13 protein-coding genes are annotated in these 21127 nt (G+C 45.6%); all 13 read left to right on the top strand.

Translation table 11 applies throughout. The features are described 5' to 3' along the window. The first annotated feature begins 128 nt into the window (after window positions 1-128). Window positions 129-3491: a SusC/RagA family TonB-linked outer membrane protein gene (locus tag HQ865_RS24635; RefSeq protein WP_173417451.1), complete on the top strand. Its 3363-nt coding sequence runs from the start codon at window positions 129-131 to the stop codon at window positions 3489-3491. A 6-nt stretch (window positions 3492-3497) separates the two neighbouring features. Next, a complete protein-coding gene (locus tag HQ865_RS24640; RefSeq protein WP_173417452.1) occupies window positions 3498-4937 on the top strand; it encodes a RagB/SusD family nutrient uptake outer membrane protein in 1440 nt (479 codons plus the stop codon). Between the two features lie 21 nt (window positions 4938-4958). Then, complete coding sequence (locus HQ865_RS24645; protein ID WP_173417453.1) at window positions 4959-5762, top strand: DUF4843 domain-containing protein; 804 nt, start codon at window positions 4959-4961, stop codon at window positions 5760-5762. A gap of 26 nt (window positions 5763-5788) precedes the next feature. After that, window positions 5789-7342: a PKD-like family lipoprotein gene (locus HQ865_RS24650; RefSeq protein ID WP_173417454.1), complete on the top strand. Its 1554-nt coding sequence runs from the start codon at window positions 5789-5791 to the stop codon at window positions 7340-7342. 76 nt (window positions 7343-7418) lie between these two features. Beyond that, window positions 7419-8795 (top strand): TlpA family protein disulfide reductase, encoded by a 1377-nt coding sequence (locus tag HQ865_RS24655; RefSeq protein WP_173417455.1) that lies wholly within the window; start codon window positions 7419-7421, stop codon window positions 8793-8795. A 92-nt stretch (window positions 8796-8887) separates the two neighbouring features. Beyond that, complete coding sequence (locus tag HQ865_RS24660) at window positions 8888-10066, top strand: retropepsin-like aspartic protease (protein ID WP_173417456.1); 1179 nt, start codon at window positions 8888-8890, stop codon at window positions 10064-10066. A 238-nt stretch (window positions 10067-10304) separates the two neighbouring features. Next, the gene (locus HQ865_RS24665) at window positions 10305-10883 is read left to right on the top strand and encodes an RNA polymerase sigma factor (RefSeq protein WP_173417457.1); all 579 of its coding nucleotides are present in this window, start codon (window positions 10305-10307) and stop codon (window positions 10881-10883) included. A 97-nt stretch (window positions 10884-10980) separates the two neighbouring features. Continuing rightward, window positions 10981-11292 carry a hypothetical protein gene (locus HQ865_RS24670; protein ID WP_173417458.1) on the top strand — a complete coding sequence of 104 codons (312 nt, stop codon included), beginning with the start codon at window positions 10981-10983 and terminating at the stop codon, window positions 11290-11292. A 91-nt stretch (window positions 11293-11383) separates the two neighbouring features. Further along, a complete protein-coding gene (locus HQ865_RS26165; RefSeq protein ID WP_394353364.1) occupies window positions 11384-11698 on the top strand; it encodes a DUF6660 family protein in 315 nt (104 codons plus the stop codon). A gap of 77 nt (window positions 11699-11775) precedes the next feature. Beyond that, window positions 11776-16143, top strand: a complete 4368-nt coding sequence (locus HQ865_RS24675) for a CusA/CzcA family heavy metal efflux RND transporter (RefSeq protein ID WP_173417459.1) — start codon at window positions 11776-11778, stop codon at window positions 16141-16143. 2 nt (window positions 16144-16145) lie between these two features. Continuing rightward, entirely contained in the window at window positions 16146-17330 is a 1185-nt protein-coding gene (locus HQ865_RS24680; protein ID WP_173417460.1) for an efflux RND transporter periplasmic adaptor subunit, read from the top strand. A 33-nt stretch (window positions 17331-17363) separates the two neighbouring features. Next, the gene (locus HQ865_RS24685) at window positions 17364-19388 is read left to right on the top strand and encodes a heavy metal translocating P-type ATPase (RefSeq protein WP_173417461.1); all 2025 of its coding nucleotides are present in this window, start codon (window positions 17364-17366) and stop codon (window positions 19386-19388) included. A 714-nt stretch (window positions 19389-20102) separates the two neighbouring features. Next, entirely contained in the window at window positions 20103-21125 is a 1023-nt protein-coding gene (locus HQ865_RS24690) for a hypothetical protein (RefSeq protein WP_173417462.1), read from the top strand. Window positions 21126-21127: the final 2 nt, after the last annotated feature.

Here is a 21127-nt window from a genome sequence, read left to right on the forward strand (position 1 = left end):
ACTTAAAAATCACCCAAATACAGTATATAACAAATATGCCCGGAAAAACGGTATACCGACCGGGGTGGGATTGCCATGCCTCATATTTAACAGGAATGTATATAAAAAACCTTTAACTCAATTCGTATATGATTTTTTACAAGACATCAAAAAACAGATGTAAAGATCGCTTTTATACCAAAATACTACTGATACTCACCCTCGTAATTACACTTTTGTTTGAAGTAAGGGCCGACAGCTACGCGCAAATTACGCTTAACGAAAAAGCCGCGTCGCTGGAGAGCATCCTTTTAAAAATAAGGAAACAAAGCGGATACGACTTTTTCTACAGCAACGACATGATGAAAAACGCCAAACCGGTTACCATCAGCGTAAGCAATGCAAGTGTAGAAGAGGTTTTAAAAATATGCTTTAAAGGCCAGCCGTTAACCTATACTATTAAAGATAAGGCCATTTCGCTGAAATACCTGCCCCAGCAAACAACACAGCAAAACAACGAAGCCGTATTAATAACGGGCAAGGTTTACGACGAAACCAATAAACCAATGCCCGGGGCCTCCGTGCGGGTGAAAGGCAATAATACACTCCTGGCTATAACCGACGCCAATGGCAATTTTCGGATAAATGCCGACCCTGATAACGATATCCTTGTAGTTACCTTCATTGGCTATAAACCGCTGGAGTATAAGATCGGTGGTAAAAAAATGCCGCTTAGCATTACCATGGAGATGGCGCAGACCATGCTGAAGGACATGGTGATAACGGGTATGTTCGAGCGTAAAAAAGAATCGTTTACCGGGGCAAGCGCCACCTATACGGCCGAACAGTTAAAGGCGGTAGGCAATCAAAACGTTATCCAAAGCTTACGCACGCTCGATCCATCTTTTATACAGATAGAGAACAACGCTTTAGGATCCAACCCAAACGTATTACCCACTATTGAGTTGAGGGGCCAAACCAGTATCTCCACCACCACCCTGAAAGATCAGTTCTCTACCGACCCCAACCAACCCCTGTTTATACTTGATGGTTTTGAAACCTCGCTGCGCAATATTGTAGATCTGGATATGAACACCGTAGCGTCCATATCCATTCTGAAGGACGCGGCTTCGACAGCCATCTATGGTTCGAGGGCGGCTAACGGCGTAATTGTTATCGAAACAAAAAAGCCCGTGCCCGGCAAGATCAGGTTGAGCTATACCTCGGATATGAAAATGGAAATGCCCGACCTGTCATCATACAATATGATGGACGCCTCCGAAAAGCTACAGTTTGAAAAACTGGCCGGGCGTTATAAAGAATTTAATGGCAATGTGATCCGCCAGCTGCAACTGGACGATGTGTACAACACCCGCTTAAAAAGTGTATTAAAGGGTGTGGATACCTATTGGTTGAGCCAGCCCCTGCAAACAGGCTTTTCGCATAAACACTCGGTAAACGCATCGGGTGGCGATTCGCTTTTGCGTTATGATATAGGCGGCAGCATCCGCAAGAACAACGCAGCCATGATAGGCGAAAAACGTGATGACTGGGGCGCCAACATCGGCTTAACCTATCGTTCGGGGATTTTCAATTTTGGCAACAGGACCTATATCAGCGGGTCTTCATCGGCCGAATCGCCTTATGGCAGCTACGCCACCTGGGTACAAACTAACCCATATTATCAATTGCTGCCGGCATCCGAAAAATATCTTGAAGTGGCTATTTCGCCAACGGTATACGCGTCGGACCTGGATGGAAGCTACAATGAGCTGATCCCTAACCCGCTTTACAATGCATCGCTGGCAAGTTTTAACCGTACCGGCTACTTTAACCTGACCAACAACCTACAGGCTATTGCCGATCTCAGCCGTTCGTTAAGGATACAGTTTAACGCGCAGATCAGCAAAACCACTTCTGAAACCAAAGTTTTTGTATCGCCGCTAAACACCGCTTACGATGCGATAACGGACCCTACGTTGAGGGGGAGTTATACCTATTCGGGCACCAACGCGGTTGGCTATAACGTTAACTTTAACGTAGCTTATACCAATACTTTCGCCCAAAAACATATCCTAACCGGTAACCTGCGCGCGGAAGCCGAGCAAAATAACCAAAGCTTAAATGGTTATAAGGCCGTTGGTTTTCCAAATGCCAGCAATGGCAACCCCGCTTTTGCTTACGGTTTTGCCACAGGCTCGACACCTAACGCGGCTAACGCTTTAACACGCCGGAATTCGCTGGTGGCATCGGTAAACTACTCGTACGATTATCGCTACAATGTGGATTTAAGCGGCAGCATGGACGGCAGTACCGCCTTTGGATCGAACAAACGGTACAAGCCTTATTACGCCGCCGGTGTAAGCTGGAATGTTAATAAGGAGCAGTTTATGAAGGCTATGAAATGGCTCAACCTGCTGAAGCTAAGGGGCAACATCGGTATCAATGGCAACCAGAATTTTGGTAACGTAAGTCAGTCTGTTTACAGCTACTACTCCACCATCAACAGTATAGGCCAGGGCGTCTACCTGTCGGCCCTTGGCGCGCCCGATCTGCAGTGGCAAACCACCCAGCAAATAAGTTTGGGTTTAGATGCAAAAATGTTTAACAACAGGCTAACTATACAGTTAAACGGCTATCGCAAATATACCGACCCATTGGTAGTGGCTATCACCCTGCCGTCATCAACAGGCTTGAGCGATTACCCCTTTAACGCCGGTGTTTCTACCACAAAGGGTATGGAGGCGACTATCAATTTTTCGCCCATATACCACCCGGGAACTGTGGTTTGGACACTAGGCCTAACCGCAAGTTCATTAACACAGAAGTATGCCAATTTTGATAACAAGCTGTCATCGCTAAATACCGAACTAAGGGCGAGCAACTCGTTAACCCGTTATCGTGATGGCTACAGCAGCTACGATTTATGGGCAGTACCTTCGTTAGGTATCGACCCGGCTACCGGGCAGGAAGTGTTTTTAAAGAAAAACGGGCAATATACGTTTGATTACAGCACCGACGACCAGGTGGTAGTAGGCTCATCAAGGCCACGTGCCGAAGGTGTGATCAGTACTACCTTAAACTACAAGGGCTTTAACTTCGGCGCCTTTGTGCGCTATATCTGGCACCGCGACCAGTTTAATACGGCCTTGTACAATAAGGTAGAAAATATCTCCTACCAATCATTAAGATACAACCAGGATAAACGCGCGTTGTACGACAGGTGGAAAAACCCGGGCGATGTTTCTCAGTTTAAAAGTATTGCTGTAAGCGCTACCACGCCTATTTCGTCAAGGTTTATCCAAACCGAAAATTCCTTTAGCGGCGAATCTATCAACATAGGTTACGAATTCAGGAACAGGGCCTGGCTAAGCAAATGCGGCCTGTCGGCACTTAACCTTAATGCCTATTCAAACGACTTGTTTTACGCATCTACTATAAAAAGAGAACGTGGTATCGATTACCCCTATACCCGGTCAGTATCAATGAGTGTCAGACTTACCTTTAAATAAACCGTTATGAAAAATTTCAGATCTATATATCTACTTTTTGCCCTGGCTACCATAGGTATCATCAGCGGCTGCAAAAAATGGCTCGATGTTAAGCCCGAAAGTAAGTTTGTTGAAGAAGACCTCTATTCTAAACCACAAGGTTTTTACGATGCCCTTAACGGTTTCTATATCAACAACGGCAGCAGCGATTCGTATGGTGGCCGATTGACCATGACTACCATGGATGTATTGGCCCAGTATTACCTGGTCAACGCGTCAAACAGTCAGTACACCATGTCTACCTACAATTATACCGATGATGCTTCCAAAACCATTATTGATAATATCTGGTCTAAAACGTATATCAATATCCTAAACCTTAACAAATTATTTCAAAGCATCGATACCTATGGCAGCGTACTTAGTGATGCGGAAAGAAAACGCATCCAGGGCGAAGCCTACGGTTTAAGGGCGTTCTATTATTTCGACCTGATGCGGATGTTTACCAAGCCCTATACTGCCGATTCGTTAACCAAAGTGCTGCCTTATTACGATAAGCCAACTAACGAGATATCGGAATTTAAGCCCACCAATTTTGTAATGCAAAAGGTGTTGAGCGATCTGGCACAGGCCGAGGCGCTGCTATCAGCAAGCGACCCTGCCATGACCCAAACACAAGTGAGCAAGATAACAAACGCTTACGGAAGGGACGGCAGAAATTACCACATGAACTATTACGCGGTAAAAGCGCTGCAGGCCAGGGTTAATTTATGGAAGGGCGATAAAGCCGCCGCGCTTTCGGCTGCCAAAGTACTGATAGACAACCAGGCCAAATTTCCGTGGACGGCACCGGCCGACCTGAATACTGTGATATGCAATAAAACCTTCGCTACCGAAATGATATTTGGCGTTGAAAACCCAAAGCTGAACGATCTGTATCTGAAAACCTTTGCGCCGGGTTTGTTTGATACCGACATACTGGCACCAAGCACCAATGGTAATTTTATTAATAGTACCGTTTTTGAAGGCAATAACGCTACAGATTACCGCTGCCTGTACATCTGGAAGGTTAACGGCAGGCCTTACCCTACCTTTTTTAAATATAACGATGAAAGTAACGTTAACTCTTCCATTAATTTTTACCGGACGGTGCCTTTGATCAGGATGAGCGAAATGTACCTGGTAGCCGCCGAGTGCGAACCTGACCTGACCACCGCTGCCGCTTACCTTAACCTGGTGCGTACCAAACGGGCTATTGCAAGCATTACCATTGCCAATACGGCGGCTTTAAATACCGCGATAATGAAAGAGTTCAGGAAAGAATTTGCCGGCGAGGGGCAGCTCTTCTTCTATTACAAACGCACCAATGCTTTAACTATAGTGGCAGGCGGTACTAATGCCAATCTTTCTATGACAGATAGTAAGTACACATTCCCTGTTCCATTATCCGAAACCATGCCAAGGTAATTAACATAAAACAAGTAAATTATGAAAAAGATATCATTTTACATTTGCTTATGCACCCTGCTTGTTGCAAGCGCCTGCAAACAAGAAACAATAGGCACTTACAATAACGACAACAGCAAAACAGCCATTTATTTTGCCGAAGCCAAAAGCGTGAGTAACCAAAAGTTCGTTTCGTTCGGTTATTCAAAAACCACGGTTGCCGATTCTGTTGTAACCTTTATTGTAAGGCAAATAGGCGAACCGGTAAACCACGACCGTGTATACAACCTTACCATTGCCGATAGCAGCGGTTTAAAAAAAGGAACCGATTATCAGATATTAAACACCGCTTTAGCCATTAAAGCCGGTAAAGTGGCCGATACCTTGAAAATCAAACTGCTGCGCAACCCCGCTATGCGCGCCGCGGCACGCTCGCTGTATATGGACCTGAAGCCAAATGAAAACTTCACCAACGATTATTTAAGCTATAACACTACTACTAACGGGGTTGTTAGCACCAATTACTATACCCGTATGGCGCTTAAGGCCGATGATATCGCCGGTCCGCCGCCTTTTTGGACAGTGGGCAGTTCCTATTATTCGTACACATTTGGCTACCTGGGCGCGTTCAGCATGTTGAAATTCCAGTTGCTGATAACCACCTATAACCTTGATGTGAACGAACTGATTGTCCCCACATGGTTTACAGCTAACGGCAACTACGTTAGGCTGGGCGGCTGGGCCGATGGATTGAAATCGTACCTGACAAGGATGGCCGCTGCCGGCACACCGGTATACGAAGCCGATGGCGTAACCCTGATGACCATGGGCGTAAACGCAAAATAGTTTGATAACCGATACACAGCAACAAAATGAAGAATAAACATTTAACCTATATATGCTGCCTGCTTGCAGTAGTGCTGGGCCTGTTATCTGCCTGCCGTAAAGATTTGGGTAACTATCAGTACCATGATATCAACGAAGGGCAGATCAGCAATATTAACGATAGCTACAGCGCGTTCCGCGGTACGGCGCTTGCCATTAGTCCAACCTTAAAATTTACCATGGACGATGGGGCCGACACCACTAAATACACATACGCCTGGTATATAATTGACCAAAGCGTGCTGCCGATAACTAAAAAAACGGTGGCTAAAAGTAAAAACCTTAACTGGTCGGTCAACATCGCTTCATCAACAACGGCATACACCCTGTTGTACGAAGTAACAGAAGTAAGCACCGGCGCTATATTCCGCAAAAGCAGTTCGCTTACGGTTGGTACCGAGATAGCGGATGGCTGGTTGATATTAAATGATATTGGCGGTAAGGGCAGGCTCGATTTCCTGAACTATCTATCAGCAAGCAGCACCTTTAAACCTTATACCGATATCCTTACCACGTTCAGCACCCTTACGCTGACCGGCGCGCCTAAAATGGTTTACTATTATTACCGCAGGGATCCGTTCTCGGCCTTAACCTATAAAGCCATAGCGGTTGGTACCGATCAAAGCACTTCTGTTATCAATACCCAGGATGGCACGTTCACCAAGTTTGCCAACATCTCTACTATGATGAGCTCGTACTCGCCGCCGCCATATTACGCGCAAAGCATCGCCGCGCAGGCAAGCTCTAACCTGGCCTATCTTTTTGACAGTAATGGCGCCCTGTATTACGAAAACGCCACGCAAAGGTATGCCTGGGGAACCAGGGTTAATAAAACAAGCGCCGGTGTCGAATTTAAAATTTCGCCCTACTACGCGGAAGCGTATAAGAATAGCACCACCTACGCCCTGATGTTCGATACAGACAATAAACGTTTTATGGAGCATAAAAGCACTAATAACTCATCGTCGGTACCGGTGCCGGTTTCGGGGAACAAAGTGTTTTCAGATAACGGTATCGATGCGGGTAACTTAAAAATGGACCTGCTGTATATGGCAAGCACCCCCGCTGCCGGCGGCCGTACCTACGCCTTGTTTAAAAACAGCGCCAGCGAGGTGTTCTTAACCATTATTCAATGCGACTATAGTTCGTTCAACCCGCAAACGTTTGAAAAGATCACAACCGCGCCCGATATGATCAACGCGACACAGTTTGCTATCGACCCAACTTCGGGGTATATCATGTACCTGGTAGGTTCAAAAATATACCGCTATAACCGCGCCGATCAAACCAATGCCATGGTATTGGATATGGGCACCAAAAAGGTATCGCTGATGAAATATCAGAAGCTAACCTACCAAACAGGAACAGCCAGGTATATAGAATATGCCAGCAAATTAATTGTATGCACTTACGATGATGCCAGCCCCAATACATCGGGCCAGATGAATTTATATACGGTGCCAGGCCTTAACGCCGCTTTAAGCCTGTATCAGTCGTATACCGGCTATGGCAAAATCGTATCCGTATCATACAGGGAATAAAAAAATAGCTAATACCACCAACAGCCTAAGTTTTGCTTAGGCTTAATTAAAAACTTATATACAAACACATACACATATGAATTTCAAAAAAGTATTTGCACTTGCAGTAGCGGCATCGCTAAGCATAAGCGCCTTTGCCCAAAATGCAGTTAAAGTATCCGGACGGTTGGAGATATCGAAAAGGCCGGTAAAGCTATTTAAAATTAAAGAAGGCAAGCTTGCCGAAATTGCCAGTTCAATTCCCGATAATGGTAAATTTGGCTTCCTCTTTTTCCCCGAGCAGGAAGGCTTTTATGTAATTGGCACCGGGACTGACGTAAACCCGGCCGATAACTACACTTTTTATTTTAAAAGCGGCGACCAACTGGATCTCACCTTAATAAATAAGGGATACGCTTTAAACGGCACCCTTAATTCAAAGGAAAACATGGTGCTTAAACAATGGCACGACCTTACAGATCCCTTATACCAAAAGGCCATCAACTTCCCCGGCTCGATGAGCACCTTTGTCGATTACTTTCCGCAGCAGGAAGAAATTGTGGCCAAATCAAAAACCTTTTTGATCACCAACAAATCGGGCAATGCCAAATTCGACCGCGAGATGAAGAACCTGATGGAAATGGACCTGATCAACTACGCTACCAATTTCCTGAACACCCCACGTACAGCACACCCAAGCGTTGAAGAGTACAGTGATTTTTACGGCACTATTAAATCAAAAGAAATTGCACGCACCACGGGGATGGTTTACAATTATCCGTGGGGGCAACGCGTACTAACATCGTTAATTATGGTAAATATGCGCCAGGACCGTCAAAGCTTTGGTGCAGGCGATAGCGGCCTGACCAACATGCTGGCTTATGTGCCCAACGATACCCTGAAGGGCAACATCGTGTTAGATAACCTGGGCAGGTACAAAAGCGCCGAAGCTTATACTGCCACCGCCAGTAAATTTGACAAGTATATTATCACAACAAGCCAAAAAGAAAAGGCCAGCGCTTTACTGTCACCACTGTTAACCTACAAAGCAGGCACCGAAGCATTACAGTTTACCTACCCCGATAAAGAAGGCAAACAGGTATCATTTGCCAGCATGAAGGGTAAAGTAGTATTGGTAGATGTATGGGCAACCTGGTGCGGCCCCTGCCGCCAGGAACTGCCATTTTTAAAACAGCTTGAAAAAGACCTGGAAGGCCAGCCAATTCAGTTTGTAAGTATTTCTGTTGATGCAGAAAAAGATAAGGATAAATGGCTGAAGATGATAAAAGACGACCAACTGGGCGGTACACAGTTGTTTGCCGGCGTGAATAACGAGTTTTCAAAGTATTACAAGATCAATGGCATCCCGCGTTTTTTAGTATTTGATAAGAACGGAAAGATAGTAGATGTTGATTCTGCCCGTCCGTCAAATGCCAAACTAAAAGAGCTATTAGTAAAAGAAGCTGCCAAATAATTTCTCTTGCCCGCGTAGCAATTATTATATATGGTTGCCGCGCGGGTTACTCCATTGCCCAATAACCAACCAATTAGCTTTACCAACAACCTATGTATTTCCGAAAGACCGGTTTTATTACCCTTTTTATAACCACCCTTATTAGCCCGAATACTTTTGCGCAAAAGCCGGTTACTACTATCCCGTTTACAGTGGTCAACAATGCCATTGTGCTGCGGGTAAAAATTAACGATAACCCAAAGCCGCTGATGATGCTTTTTGATACCGGTGCTGATGGCATGGCATTAAGCAAAGCAGCCGCTGCCGATATCGGCCTGAAGGTAGACAAAGTGCAAAACACATCGGTAGTGGGCGGCAACATGAAAATTGAACTATCTGCCGGGAATAAATTTCAATTTGAAAATGGGTTTGAATATCCCAACCAAAGCATCGCCCTGTTTAATGATATGGGCAAAGGGCTTGACGGCATTGTTGGCAATAACATCACCCGTTACTATATCACCCGTGTTGATTTGAACAAGTGCGAAATAACGCTTTACCCACCTGATAATTACACCTACGAGCCGGGTGGTACCGTTGTGCCCGTCACGATACCGCAGGGCGTATTCATTATACCGGGGAATGTTGAGGTTACTCCCGGGAAGGCTTACGCCGGCGATTTTGTATTTGATACGGGTGCATCATACAACCTCATTTGTTTCAGGCCATTTGTGCGCAAAAACAAACTGTTGGTTAGCGGCTTTGTGCCCGATTTTACGGCAAGCACGGTAAGTATGGGAATGTCATCGCCTACGTTTAACGGTAATTCGGTCAGCTTTTCCTTTGCCAATACCCAGCCGGTTAAAAATATGCCCGTTACGCTGATGGCCGGTGGCGGGCAAAACGAAAATTGGAATCCCGGCTTTGATGGCTCAATCGGCATGGGCATTATTTCGAGGTATAACTTCACTATCAACAGACCAAAGAACGAGATCTACTTAGTACCTAACCATACTTATGGCTATCCAATGTCTTTTGCCCTTGGCGGTCTGCTCTTTGCCTTTAACCTGAAAAGCGAACTGGAAGTTACAGGGTTTTACCAGTTGGGTAATAATAACCAAGCCGCTTTAAACACCGGGACAAAGATCATTAGCATAAACAACATTAACAGTGCCGAACTGGTGAAAGACGCGGCTAAAATAGCGGCCCTAAAGCAATTGCCCGCATCAAGCCCGGTTAAAATCGACTACCTGGAAGGAAATGTTAAGCAAACAATCACCTTAAACAGATGATGTTTGCCGGCAAAAACATTGACAATTATTTTGTTAATACAGATCAAATAGTTTAAAAACAGAAGCCAGCTCGCGAGGGGCTGGTTTTCCTTTTTTTATATGCTTATTAATTTCACCATCAAATCACCTCAATCGCGCTATTTTATTAAAATTTGGATAATTGCCATAGTTTTAGCATATTAGTTGTTAAACTATTAACTAAATCCCGTTGCTGTAAAGAGTAGCCGTTACTAATACAATGCCGTCTTATAGCTCATTTTCTGACACAGAACTTATAGCGTTGCTAAAAGATGGCGACACAGCGGCATTCACGGTTATCTATAACCGTTATTTTGATATCCTGTATATACACGCCCTCCAAAAATTAAACGATACTGACCATGCAAAGGACGTAGTGCAGGAATTGTTTACCTACCTATGGGTTGGCCGGGAAAGGGTAGAGATCCGGTCGAGTCTTTCTGCCTATTTGTATACAGCCGTAAAAAATAAAATACTGGATTTTATTTCGTACCAGAAAGTGCGAAGCAATTACATTAATTCTTTCCAAACTTATATCGATAATCATCAAAGCGTTACCGATCACCGCATTCGTGAAAAACAGCTTGCTGAACAAATTGAAAATAGTATAGCCTGCTTGCCCGATAAAATGCGTGCTGTATTTGAGCTGAGCCGCAAACAAGCGCTCAACCATAAACAAATTGCCGAGCAACTTAATCTATCCGAAGAAACGGTAAAAAAGCAGGTAAGCAATGCCCTTAAGATACTACGCTCGCGATTGGGCAGCACAATTATATTGGGAGTGATGTTTTTGAAATAACTTTCCACACCTGTAGATACGAAATAATCTATACAAAGATCTATATATCATCGTCCGAAAATAAGTGCACTCATAGGGCTGGAAATTTTTATTTACCATGAAGCAAAATGAATATTTTGTGTTCCCCTCGGCAGATTTTGACCCATCGGCAATAGATCTGCTTGATCCGGCAAATAACAGGTTAATTAGTCCCAATTTGTTTCGTGTACAAAAGTTCTCAAAGTTGTTGTACGGCAATTCATTTGTTAGGGAATACGTTTTCAGGCATCATTTTGAAACATCGGTAGAAGATAAAAAGGAGTTGAAAGATATTACCTACAAAGCAATAAAGAGCCTGGCGTATTTTGAGGGGATTGTAAAGGTAAGAATTAACCATATTGGGCAGATTGTTAAAGTTGGGGAGTATTAATAAATTATCAAGAATTATGGATAGGGATAAATTGCTTGCCCGCTTTCAGCCTTCAGCTATTTTGAATAAAAAATTCCTACATTTGCTCTGAATGAAGTTGTTAACCAGCATTTGGGGATTATATATATGCCTGCTGTCTGTGCTTCCATGCCATGACGGAGAGCATAATCCTGCCCTGAATCAAGTAACATCTATCACTAACCATACCAATGATAACGGACAGCTGTCTGATATCTGTTCGCCATTTTGCATTTGCTCCTGCTGTTCGTCAGTGCGGAATATTTCCAGTCCGGTCATTATTAAGATCCGGCCTTTGTTTAAAAGTCAAATCAAATACCAGGCATATAAAGCCCCCTCCCTTCTAACTTCCAATTCAGACATCTGGCAGCCGCCGCAATTAAGTTAATACGCCTTTCATTTTGAACTGAAATGGGCCGGGGCTTCGCTCCGCGCCTTATTGTCGTATTTATTTATTGAAAATTCATGTTTGACAGAATTATCTCGTTCTCTGTGCAGAACAAGGTGACGGTCGGCATCCTGACGCTTCTATTGGTGATCACAGGCGCATGGTCTGCAATCAACCTGCCTGTAGATGCGCAGCCCGACATCACTAATAACCAGGTACAGATCATTACCCAGGCACCAACTTTAGGTGCACAGGAAGTGGAGCAGTATATCACGGCTCCAATTGAACTGGCAATGGCTAACATTGCCGGTATTATTGAAAAACGGTCGATATCCCGCTCAGGGATCTCCGTGATCACTTTAGTTTTTAAAGACAATATTGATATCTATTGGGCGCGTCAGCAAGTGGGCGCGCAATTAAAGGAAGCCGAAGACAATATCCCGCAGGGTGTCGGTGAACCATCGCTGGCCCCCATCACTACAGGTCTCGGTGAGATCTATCAATATAGTATCCACGCAAAAAAAGGTTACGAACAAAAATACACCGCCACCGATCTGCGTACTTTACAGGATTGGCTGGTAAGAACGCAACTGGCCGGTACCGTCGGTGTGGCGGAGGTTAGTGGCTGGGGAGGCTATGTGAAAGAATATGAAGTAGCTCTTGATAATGACAAGCTAAATTCATTTGGTGTAACGATCCCCGATGTTTATGCAGCGTTGGAAAAAAACAATGAGAACACCGGCGGCTCGTACATCGAACAACAAAGCAATGCGTATTTTATACGTGGGCTGGGCCAGGTTAAAAACCTGGATGATATCCGAAAAATCGTGATCAAAGGCAGTGGCGGTACGCCAATATTAGTGCGTGATGTGGCTGCGGTTCAAATGGGTACAGCAACGCGATATGGCGCGGTAACCCGTAACGGAGAGGGTGAGGTAGTTGCCGGGGTAACACTGATGCTAAAAGGCGAAAACTTTAGCCAGGTGATCAAAAACGTAAAAGAACGAATGGTTCAGATCCAAAGATCGCTGCCCGAAGGTATAGTGATCGAACCATTCATAGACCGTACAGAACTGGTGGGACGGGCTATCGATACAGTCAAACGTAACCTGCTTGAAGGCGCGCTTATCGTGGTCTTTGTACTCGTATTGCTTTTAGGGAATTTGAGGGCCGGTTTGGTAGTGGCTTCAGTTATTCCATTGTCTATGCTATTTGCCTTTATGATGATGAAGTTGTTTGGTGTATCGGGCAACCTGATGAGCCTCGGTGCTATCGATTTCGGCCTTATTGTGGACGGTGCAGTTATCATCGTAGAGAGTGTGGTGCATCATATCACTGCCGGACGGTACACAAAAGAGAATATCGGGGAACTCAGCCGCGACCAAATGAATGAAGAAGTGCATAGCAGCGCAGGTAAGCTGATGCAATCAGCGGCCTTTGGGCAGATCATTATTTTGATCGTGTACCTGCCGTTGCTATCACTGGTCGGTATCGAAGGTAAAATGTTCAGGCCGATGGCAGAAACGGTCGCTTTCGCTATCCTCGGCGCATTTATTCTTTCGCTTACATATGTGCCAATGGCCAGCGCCTTATTCCTGAGCCGTAAAACAACGCATAAACCTAATATTTCCGATCACATTATCGGTTTTTGCCAGCTTGTCTATCATAAGGCCCTCGTTGGTGTGCTTCGTTTTAAAGTGCTGACCGTCGCTATCGTGTTCGCCATATTTGCAATCGCCATCTGGGCGTTCAGCCGTATGGGCGGCGAGTTTATTCCCACGCTGGAAGAAGGCGACCTCACCGTAGAAATATCGATGATGCAGGGCACATCGCTTTCTGAAGCAGTGAAGAGTTTTAGTAAGGCTGAGAGATTGCTGCGCGCAAATTTCCCTGAGATCAAACAGGCGGTAACCCGGATCGGCAGTTCCGAGATACCTACCGATCCCATGCCAATGGAACGCGGGGATATGATGCTGGCAATGAAACTTAAAAGCGAATGGAAAACGGCAAAAACGCGCGGGGAAATGACTGCAAAAATGGAAGCGGTATTGTCAGGGCTACCCGGTATCCATGCCTCCATATCACAACCTATGCAGATGCGCTTCAATGAATTAATGACGGGTATCCGGCAGGATGTGGCTATTAAGATATATGGAGATGACCTTGATGAACTGGCTGCGCAGGCCGATAAGATCGCGGCATCGATACGTTCGGTGAAGGGGGTTGCCGATCCTTTTGTGGAAAAGGTGAGCGGTTTACCGCAGATTCAGGTGAATTATAACCGTGATAAAATGGCGCAGTATGGGCTAAACATAAGTGATGTAAATACGATCCTGAAAACAGCCTTTGCCGGAAGCGTTGCAGGTGTAGTGTTTGAGGGCGAAAAGCGCTTTAATATGGTGGTGCGTCTAAACCGCGGCCTGCGGGAGAATATCAGCAGCGTTCAAAACCTGCTCATTCCGCTGGCATCGGGAAATAAAGTACCGCTGAACCAGGTAGCGGATATTGATTTTCGTGAAGCTCCTTCGCAAATATCACGCGAAGATGGCAAGCGCCGGATCTATGTCGGCTTTAATGTCAATGGGCGGGACGTACAATCAACCGTGACAGAGATACAGCAAAAGCTTGATAAGAATTTACAATTGCCATCGGGCTACTATTTATCATATGGCGGACAGTTTCAAAACTTGCAGGCAGCACGCGCACGCCTGTCGGTAGCTGTACCCGCTGCTTTGCTGTTTATACTCATCCTTCTTTACGTGACCTTCCGTTCGGTAAAGGAAAGCCTGCTCATTTTTACAGCCGTGCCACTTGCCTCTATTGGCGGTATAGCGGCCTTACTTATCCGTGATATGCCTTTCAGTATTTCTGCGGGTGTTGGCTTTATCGCCTTGTTCGGTGTTGCCGTGTTGAATGGCATTGTACTCATCGGCTATTTTAACCAACTCAAAGCTGAAGGGGTAACTGATATTTATCAACGTGTTTTGGAAGGTACAAGAACGCGTTTGCGGCCCGTACTAATGACTGCTGCAGTAGCGTCATTGGGTTTCCTGCCTATGGCACTTTCCTCAAGTGCTGGTGCCGAAGTGCAGAAACCGCTGGCAACGGTTGTGATCGGTGGGCTGATCACTGCCACGTTCCTTACATTATTCGTTCTGCCTTGCCTTTATCTGTTGTTCAATAGCAAAGCTGCGGCTACAGGCAAGATCAAAAGGATAGTTGGTATATCGGTCATTGGCCTTTTCCTTTTTTCGGGTAATATTAAAGCACAGACCAAACCATCGTTAACACTGGACAGTGCGATCAGTCTCGCCCTGCAAAATAACCTCCAGGTACGCTCAGCAAACTTATCTGTCGAACAGTACAGGGCGGCAAAGGGGATCGCTTTTGACTTGCCTAAAACTGAACTCATGCTGACACAGGATCCGACCAGCGGAGGGAATATTGATAACGGATTAAGTGTAAGCCAAAATATTGCCTGGCCGGGATTATATAACAACCAACGCAAACTGGCAGATCAGCAGATCAAGCTTGCAGAGCATTCGGGTCGGGTGACGAAAGCGGAGATCACCCGCCAGGTTAGGAGCGCCTGGTATGCTTATCAGCTTAGCCGTGAAACTATGCGTGTGCTGAATTTCCAGGATAGTATTTACAACGGATTTGTGCAAAGGGCAGCAATACGGGTAAAGACTGGCGAGGCATCTAATCTCGAATTGATTTCAGCAAAGAATAAGTATCAGGAAGTGCAGGCTCTGAAGATCGGGGCGCAGGCAGATCTTGGTATTAATGAGCTGGCTTTACACCGTTTGATGAATACGGCTGAACCACTACAGATTGCGGAAGGTAATTTAGCGATGACCTTACCGGGGCTGTCCGATACCATTAATACTGCTGCCCATCCGCAAACAGTATTAGGTTTACAGGAAATCGAAGTCGCCAAAGCTAAAATAGCGGTGGAACGTTCGAAGCTGATGCCGGATATTACTTTAGGTTATACACAGCAATTATTGGTGGGTGGCTTTAACCCGGCTAATATCGACCGTAGTTACTCACCGGGTACACGCGTTGGTGGTTTCCAGGTCGGCTTAGCCTTGCCGGTGTTCAGCGGTTCGTATCGCGCCCGTATCAAGTCGGAGAAGATCGGAGCGCAGATCGCTGAGGTAAACCTGCAGCAAAGCAGGCTTCAGTTGAGTACACAATATCAACAGGAATTGCAGCAATACCGTAAATTCCAGCAAGCAGCCGCTTACTACACGAGTATTGGACTGAAGCAGGCCGATGAGCAATTACGCATCGCCCAGGTTTCTTTCAGGTTGGGCGAGATCGGTTATATCGAATATATTCAAAACATCTCGGCGGCAATACAGACGCGTTTAAACTATCTCGAAACATTAAGCAGGCTGGATCAGTCGGCTATTCAATTACAATTTTATCAGGGAAAATAATTATGAAGATCAGTATATATACAGCGGTACTTGGTGCCGCAATGACGCTGGTGGCGTGTTCAGGGCCATCCGGCAAAAATGAAAACAACGAAACAACGTCAACTGTGAAGGCTGCGCCCAGGGACAGATCCGGCGCACTGGAGCTGACGCAACAACAAATGAAGAATGTTGGGATTGAGGTAGGGCCGATCACATTAAAAAATCTTGATGCGGTGATCAAAGCAAGTGGGCAACTGGCAGTTCCACCGCAAAATAAAGCCGATGTCAGCCTGCTTTCCGGTGGGATGATCAGCCATATTAATGTACTGGAAGGGCAAGAGGTACATAAGGGTCAAGTCCTGGCAACGGTGAATAATCAGGAGCTAATTAAGATCGAGCAGGATTATCTCGCAGCGAAAAACAACTTTACCTATGTTGCTGCCGAGTATGACCGGCAAAATCAATTACAGGCTGCCGGAGCAGGTACAGGCAGATCATATCAATCGGCAACCGCTACTTACAAAGCCGAACAGGCTCGTTTACATGCTTTTGAAAGCCAGTTGCGGCAATTAGGTGTCTCGCCCGAAAAGATCAGCAGCGGGAGCATCGTTTCCAGTTTTCCGTTGTTGTCGCCGATCACCGGAACAGTAGGTAAGATCGCAGCGAACACCGGTGCATATGTGCAGCCTGGCACATCCGTTATGGAGGTGGTCGATAATTCGAAGATCCATTGCGACCTGATCGTCTTTGAAAAAGATTTGATGGCGGTTAAAATGGGCCAGAAAGTTGATTTTCAGCTAACCAATCAACAAAATATGGTTATCACTGGCCGCATCAATGGTATCAATAAATCTTTTGAAAATGAGAGTAAGGGTGTTGTCGTTCATGCAGAGATCGATAACCGGCAACATCAGAATCTCATTCCGGGCATGTACGTGACCGCCCTGATCAGTACCGGCGCTAAGATGACACCTGCCTTACCTGCGGATGCCGTTGTACGCACGGCGGGAAGGCAATTCATCTTCTTGATGACCGGGCAAAATGGAGATCGTTATACCTTCAAAAAAGTTGAAGTGGGTACAGGCGTGAGTGAATTAGGGTACGTGGCAATCCAACCGATAACTGAATTATCACCCGGAACAAAAGCGGTTACTAAAGGTGCATTTTACCTGGAATCAAAATTATCCGGTAGCGATGAAGAAGATTAATTTATAACTATAAACGTACAGCGGAATAAGAGTATGAAAAAGCAAAATAAAAAAACGCAGGCATCTAAAGCCGCGAAAGCGGTATCCGGAAACATTGATAATAAAGCACAGGAGAGCGAAAATAAGCATAACCATAGCGCGATTTTTGGAGAAAGAACTGAACTGATCTTTGCAGCATTAAGCGGGGCTTGCCTGGGTATCGGCTTCGGCCTGTCTTTTGTGGACGGTTTGCCTAAACAGGTGAGTTTGTGTTTGTACATAGCAGGATACTTTTTCGGTGGCTTTTTTACAGCTAAAGAAGCGGTGGAAAGTATTGCCAAAGGGCATTTTGAAATAGACTTCCTGATGTTGGTGGCAGCAATCGGCGCAGCCATCCTGGGGCAATGGGCTGAAGGCAATTTGCTGCTATTCCTGTTCAGCCTGGGGCATTCGCTTGAACATTATGCAATGGGTAAAGCCACCAAGTCTATTGCTGCATTGGCTCAACTGGCACCAAAGGAGGCAATTGTCCGACGAAATGACAATGAAGCTGAGGTAAGCATAGAAGAATTGGTGTTGGGAGATATTGTCATTGTAAAACCGAATACTAAGATACCTGCTGATGGCGTAGTGATCAAAGGTACAAGCAGTGTCAATCAGGCACCGATCACAGGGGAAAGCATACCTGTTCAAAAATCGCCTATTCCGGATGCGGAGAAAGATTACAGCAAGGAGAAAAATCTGAAAGCCGAATATAAGGTCTTTGCAGGTACGATCAATGGCAGCGAAGTGCTGGAAATAAAAGTGATCAAAGTAGCCGCAGATTCTACACTGGCGCGGTTGGTCAAACTGGTGAATGATACCGAAGCGCAGAAATCCCCAACGCAGTTATTCACCGACAAACTCCAAAAATACTATGTACCGGCAGTATTAATATTGGTTGCATTGCTTTTATGCGCACCTTTCGCGCTTAACGAACCATTCGGTAAAAGTTTTTACCGGGCTATGGCGGTACTGGTTGCTGCCAGTCCATGTGCTTTAGCTATCTCCACTCCAAGTGCGGTACTAAGTGCAATTGCCCGCGCAGCCCGTGGCGGCGTATTGATCAAGGGCGGCGGGCCGTTGGAACTATTAGGTGGCCTGACAGCTATAGCTTTTGATAAGACCGGCACACTCACTGAAGGCAAACCTAAATTAACCGCAGTAGTCGGGTTTAATAATACAAAGGAAGAAGATGTATTAAAGATCGCGGTGGCTGTTGAGAAACTGAGCGATCACCCGTTGGCTGCAGCCATTGTGCAGGGTGGCGAAGAAAGACTAAAGCATGAGGTTAAACCCGCAACTCACCTTCAGTCGGTTACGGGTCATGGCGTAAAAGCAGAAGTTAACGGCACAAAGGTAGTTATCGGCAACAGGGGACTTTTTAAGAAACTGGATAAAGAAGCTGACGAGCAGGCAAAGAAACTGGAAAGTGAAGGCAATACGACTATGCTGGTGGAGCGTGAAGGTGAAATCATTGGGATCATCGCGGTGATGGACACTCCACGACCGGAATCGAAAGCAGCTTTAACAAGATTGCAGGAGATAGGAATCCGCCGCATGGTCATGCTAACAGGGGATAATCAGCAGGTGGCCGAAGCTGTGGCAAAACAAACCGGTATAACCGATGCCTGGGGTGGTCTGTTGCCTGAGCAAAAGGTAGATTCAATCAAGGAGCTGTTACGTAAAGAGAAGCAAGTAGCGATGGTAGGAGACGGTGTTAATGATGCCCCGGCTATGGCCAAAGCCACAGTTGGTATTGCAATGGGAGCTGCAGGTTCTGATGTGGCATTAGAAACAGCCGATGTGGCTTTAATGGCCGACAAACTTGATAACCTTCCGTTTGCTATTGCCCTTAGCCGCAGTTCGCGCCGGGTCATCCGTCAGAACCTTTTTATTAGCCTCGGCATGGTAGCAGTGCTTATCCCTTTAACGATAATGGGTATTGCTAACATCGGCCCGGCAGTCATCGGTCATGAGGGGTCAACACTTGTAGTAGTGTTCAATGGATTACGGCTGCTCGCATTCAAAGCAAAATAGAAATTTCAAAAATGTTTTTTATGAAAGCGGTAAACCACAAAAGGCAACCCAAAACGATTGCTGAAAAGCAGCAATACGATTCTTTGGTTAGGTTACTCGCTAAAATTATGGTTAGCATAACCCTGAAAGAGTGAAGTGATAAAGGGATTTATAAGTAGGAAACCTTTGTTTTTTATAGCTTCATTTATAGGTGAGTTTCGATACCCGCTTACTTTTAATAATAAAATTAATTAAGTTGTTTATTTTCAATAAGTTATCAATTTGATGTATCGGGCCCCAAATAGGATTTAAAATTATTCTGCTTGATCCATTATTAGATGATTGCGGGTTTTTAAAAAAGAAAAACGGGAGAGAATTTCTAAAATTCTCCCGTTTAGCGGAATGCCCATGCTAAAGTAATTGTTGGGTATTCATGTATTCGATAAACATTGGAACCTTTCCTACACATTGAGAAACATTGAAGTCGACCCTGGTGGCCTCTGCCTTTCCTTTTTTTGTTGTAACTAAGATCACCCCATTTGCGCCTTGAGATCCATAAATCACTGTCGCGTCAGCATCCTTCAATAAGTTGTTTTCAGAATGATCAACGTATGAATATTCAAAAAAATACCGTGAAAATACGGTATTGCAAATATGATAGCTATTCCTATATTTATTTGATATTAAATAACTGCCCTGCGGCCTGTGCGGGGATGTCCTTAACCTTAAAGCATTATGATCACTAAATTGAGATTCTTCCTTTTTACGGTTTTGTTTTTTGCCGGGCTGGCAGCTTATGCCCAGAACGAGAACGGACGTTTTGTTTGCCTGTACGGGATGGAATACGGGATGATCAGTCATGGCGGGCATGTGGTGATCTATGGTTCGCGCAAGCTGATCGGCTGGGGACCGAGTAATTTTGATGTTTTTTCGGCCAGGTCGGATTATGCCTCGCTGTTCCGGATCGTGGCGGCTGATCCGAAAATGTTCGCGACGCTGGCGCATCCGGCGCAGACGGATTACTCGAATTTGGCGGCGCAGCCTTATAACCTGACAGCGCATCAGGCGGTTTGCGGGGTGGCGGTGAGCAGAGGGCCTGCGTTTTCCAAAAAGGCGGATTATTCGGACCGGCCGCCGATGAGTTATTACAGCTATTATAAGAAACTCCTGTCGCTGGGTTACAGTGTAGGCCCGACGATGGATCATGATAACCACAATACGACTTTCGGGCGGATGTCGGCAATGCGGACGGCGGTGCTGGTGCAGGTATTGAACCGGGACAGTATTATCGCGGCTTATAAGGCCAACCGTTTTTATGCGACGGAGGACGGTAACGTGAAAGTGGATTTTACCATCAACGGGATGCCGCTGGGGAGTTATATCAGGAACAGCGGTAACCTGGTCATTAAGGTGGCGGTTACGGATCCCGGATCAGGGGGATGGGGTAAAATCGATCAAGCTGATGTTCGGGAAGCCGGGCAGTGGGCAGATGCCGGTGGCTTTGGCGAACAGTACGACGGCTACACTGAACAAGCCCCTGTCATTGCAGCCCGGGGAAGCTTTTTATTATTACGCGGAGATTGTCCAGCAGGATGGCGACCGTATTTATACTTCACCGATCTGGGCAAAAAACTAAATGATTTAAAAAAACAAGGTTTGATGAACGATATTCCTTTTTCTGGCATCGTCTCAATAACCGGGAGATCGACCGGAAAATATGCGCGCGACTTGGCCATTTCAACAGGCACCTGTTCCTGAAC

It is taken from the genome of Mucilaginibacter mali, assembly GCF_013283875.1.
GTDB lineage: Bacteria > Bacteroidota > Bacteroidia > Sphingobacteriales > Sphingobacteriaceae > Mucilaginibacter > Mucilaginibacter mali.

What these genes read in the sequence shown, in the direction of transcription:
- HQ865_RS24635 (WP_173417451.1), top strand. Translation starts at nt 129, where the DNA reads ATGATTTTTTACAAGACATCAAAAAACAGATGTAAAGATCGCTTTTAT.
- HQ865_RS24640 (WP_173417452.1), top strand. Translation starts at nt 3,498, where the DNA reads ATGAAAAATTTCAGATCTATATATCTACTTTTTGCCCTGGCTACCATA.
- HQ865_RS24645 (WP_173417453.1), top strand. Translation starts at nt 4,959, where the DNA reads ATGAAAAAGATATCATTTTACATTTGCTTATGCACCCTGCTTGTTGCA.
- HQ865_RS24650 (WP_173417454.1), top strand. Translation starts at nt 5,789, where the DNA reads ATGAAGAATAAACATTTAACCTATATATGCTGCCTGCTTGCAGTAGTG.
- HQ865_RS24655 (WP_173417455.1), top strand. Translation starts at nt 7,419, where the DNA reads ATGAATTTCAAAAAAGTATTTGCACTTGCAGTAGCGGCATCGCTAAGC.
- HQ865_RS24660 (WP_173417456.1), top strand. Translation starts at nt 8,888, where the DNA reads ATGTATTTCCGAAAGACCGGTTTTATTACCCTTTTTATAACCACCCTT.
- HQ865_RS24665 (WP_173417457.1), top strand. Translation starts at nt 10,305, where the DNA reads ATGCCGTCTTATAGCTCATTTTCTGACACAGAACTTATAGCGTTGCTA.
- HQ865_RS24670 (WP_173417458.1), top strand. Translation starts at nt 10,981, where the DNA reads ATGAAGCAAAATGAATATTTTGTGTTCCCCTCGGCAGATTTTGACCCA.
- HQ865_RS26165 (WP_394353364.1), top strand. Translation starts at nt 11,384, where the DNA reads ATGAAGTTGTTAACCAGCATTTGGGGATTATATATATGCCTGCTGTCT.
- HQ865_RS24675 (WP_173417459.1), top strand. Translation starts at nt 11,776, where the DNA reads ATGTTTGACAGAATTATCTCGTTCTCTGTGCAGAACAAGGTGACGGTC.
- HQ865_RS24680 (WP_173417460.1), top strand. Translation starts at nt 16,146, where the DNA reads ATGAAGATCAGTATATATACAGCGGTACTTGGTGCCGCAATGACGCTG.
- HQ865_RS24685 (WP_173417461.1), top strand. Translation starts at nt 17,364, where the DNA reads ATGAAAAAGCAAAATAAAAAAACGCAGGCATCTAAAGCCGCGAAAGCG.
- HQ865_RS24690 (WP_173417462.1), top strand. Translation starts at nt 20,103, where the DNA reads ATGATCACTAAATTGAGATTCTTCCTTTTTACGGTTTTGTTTTTTGCC.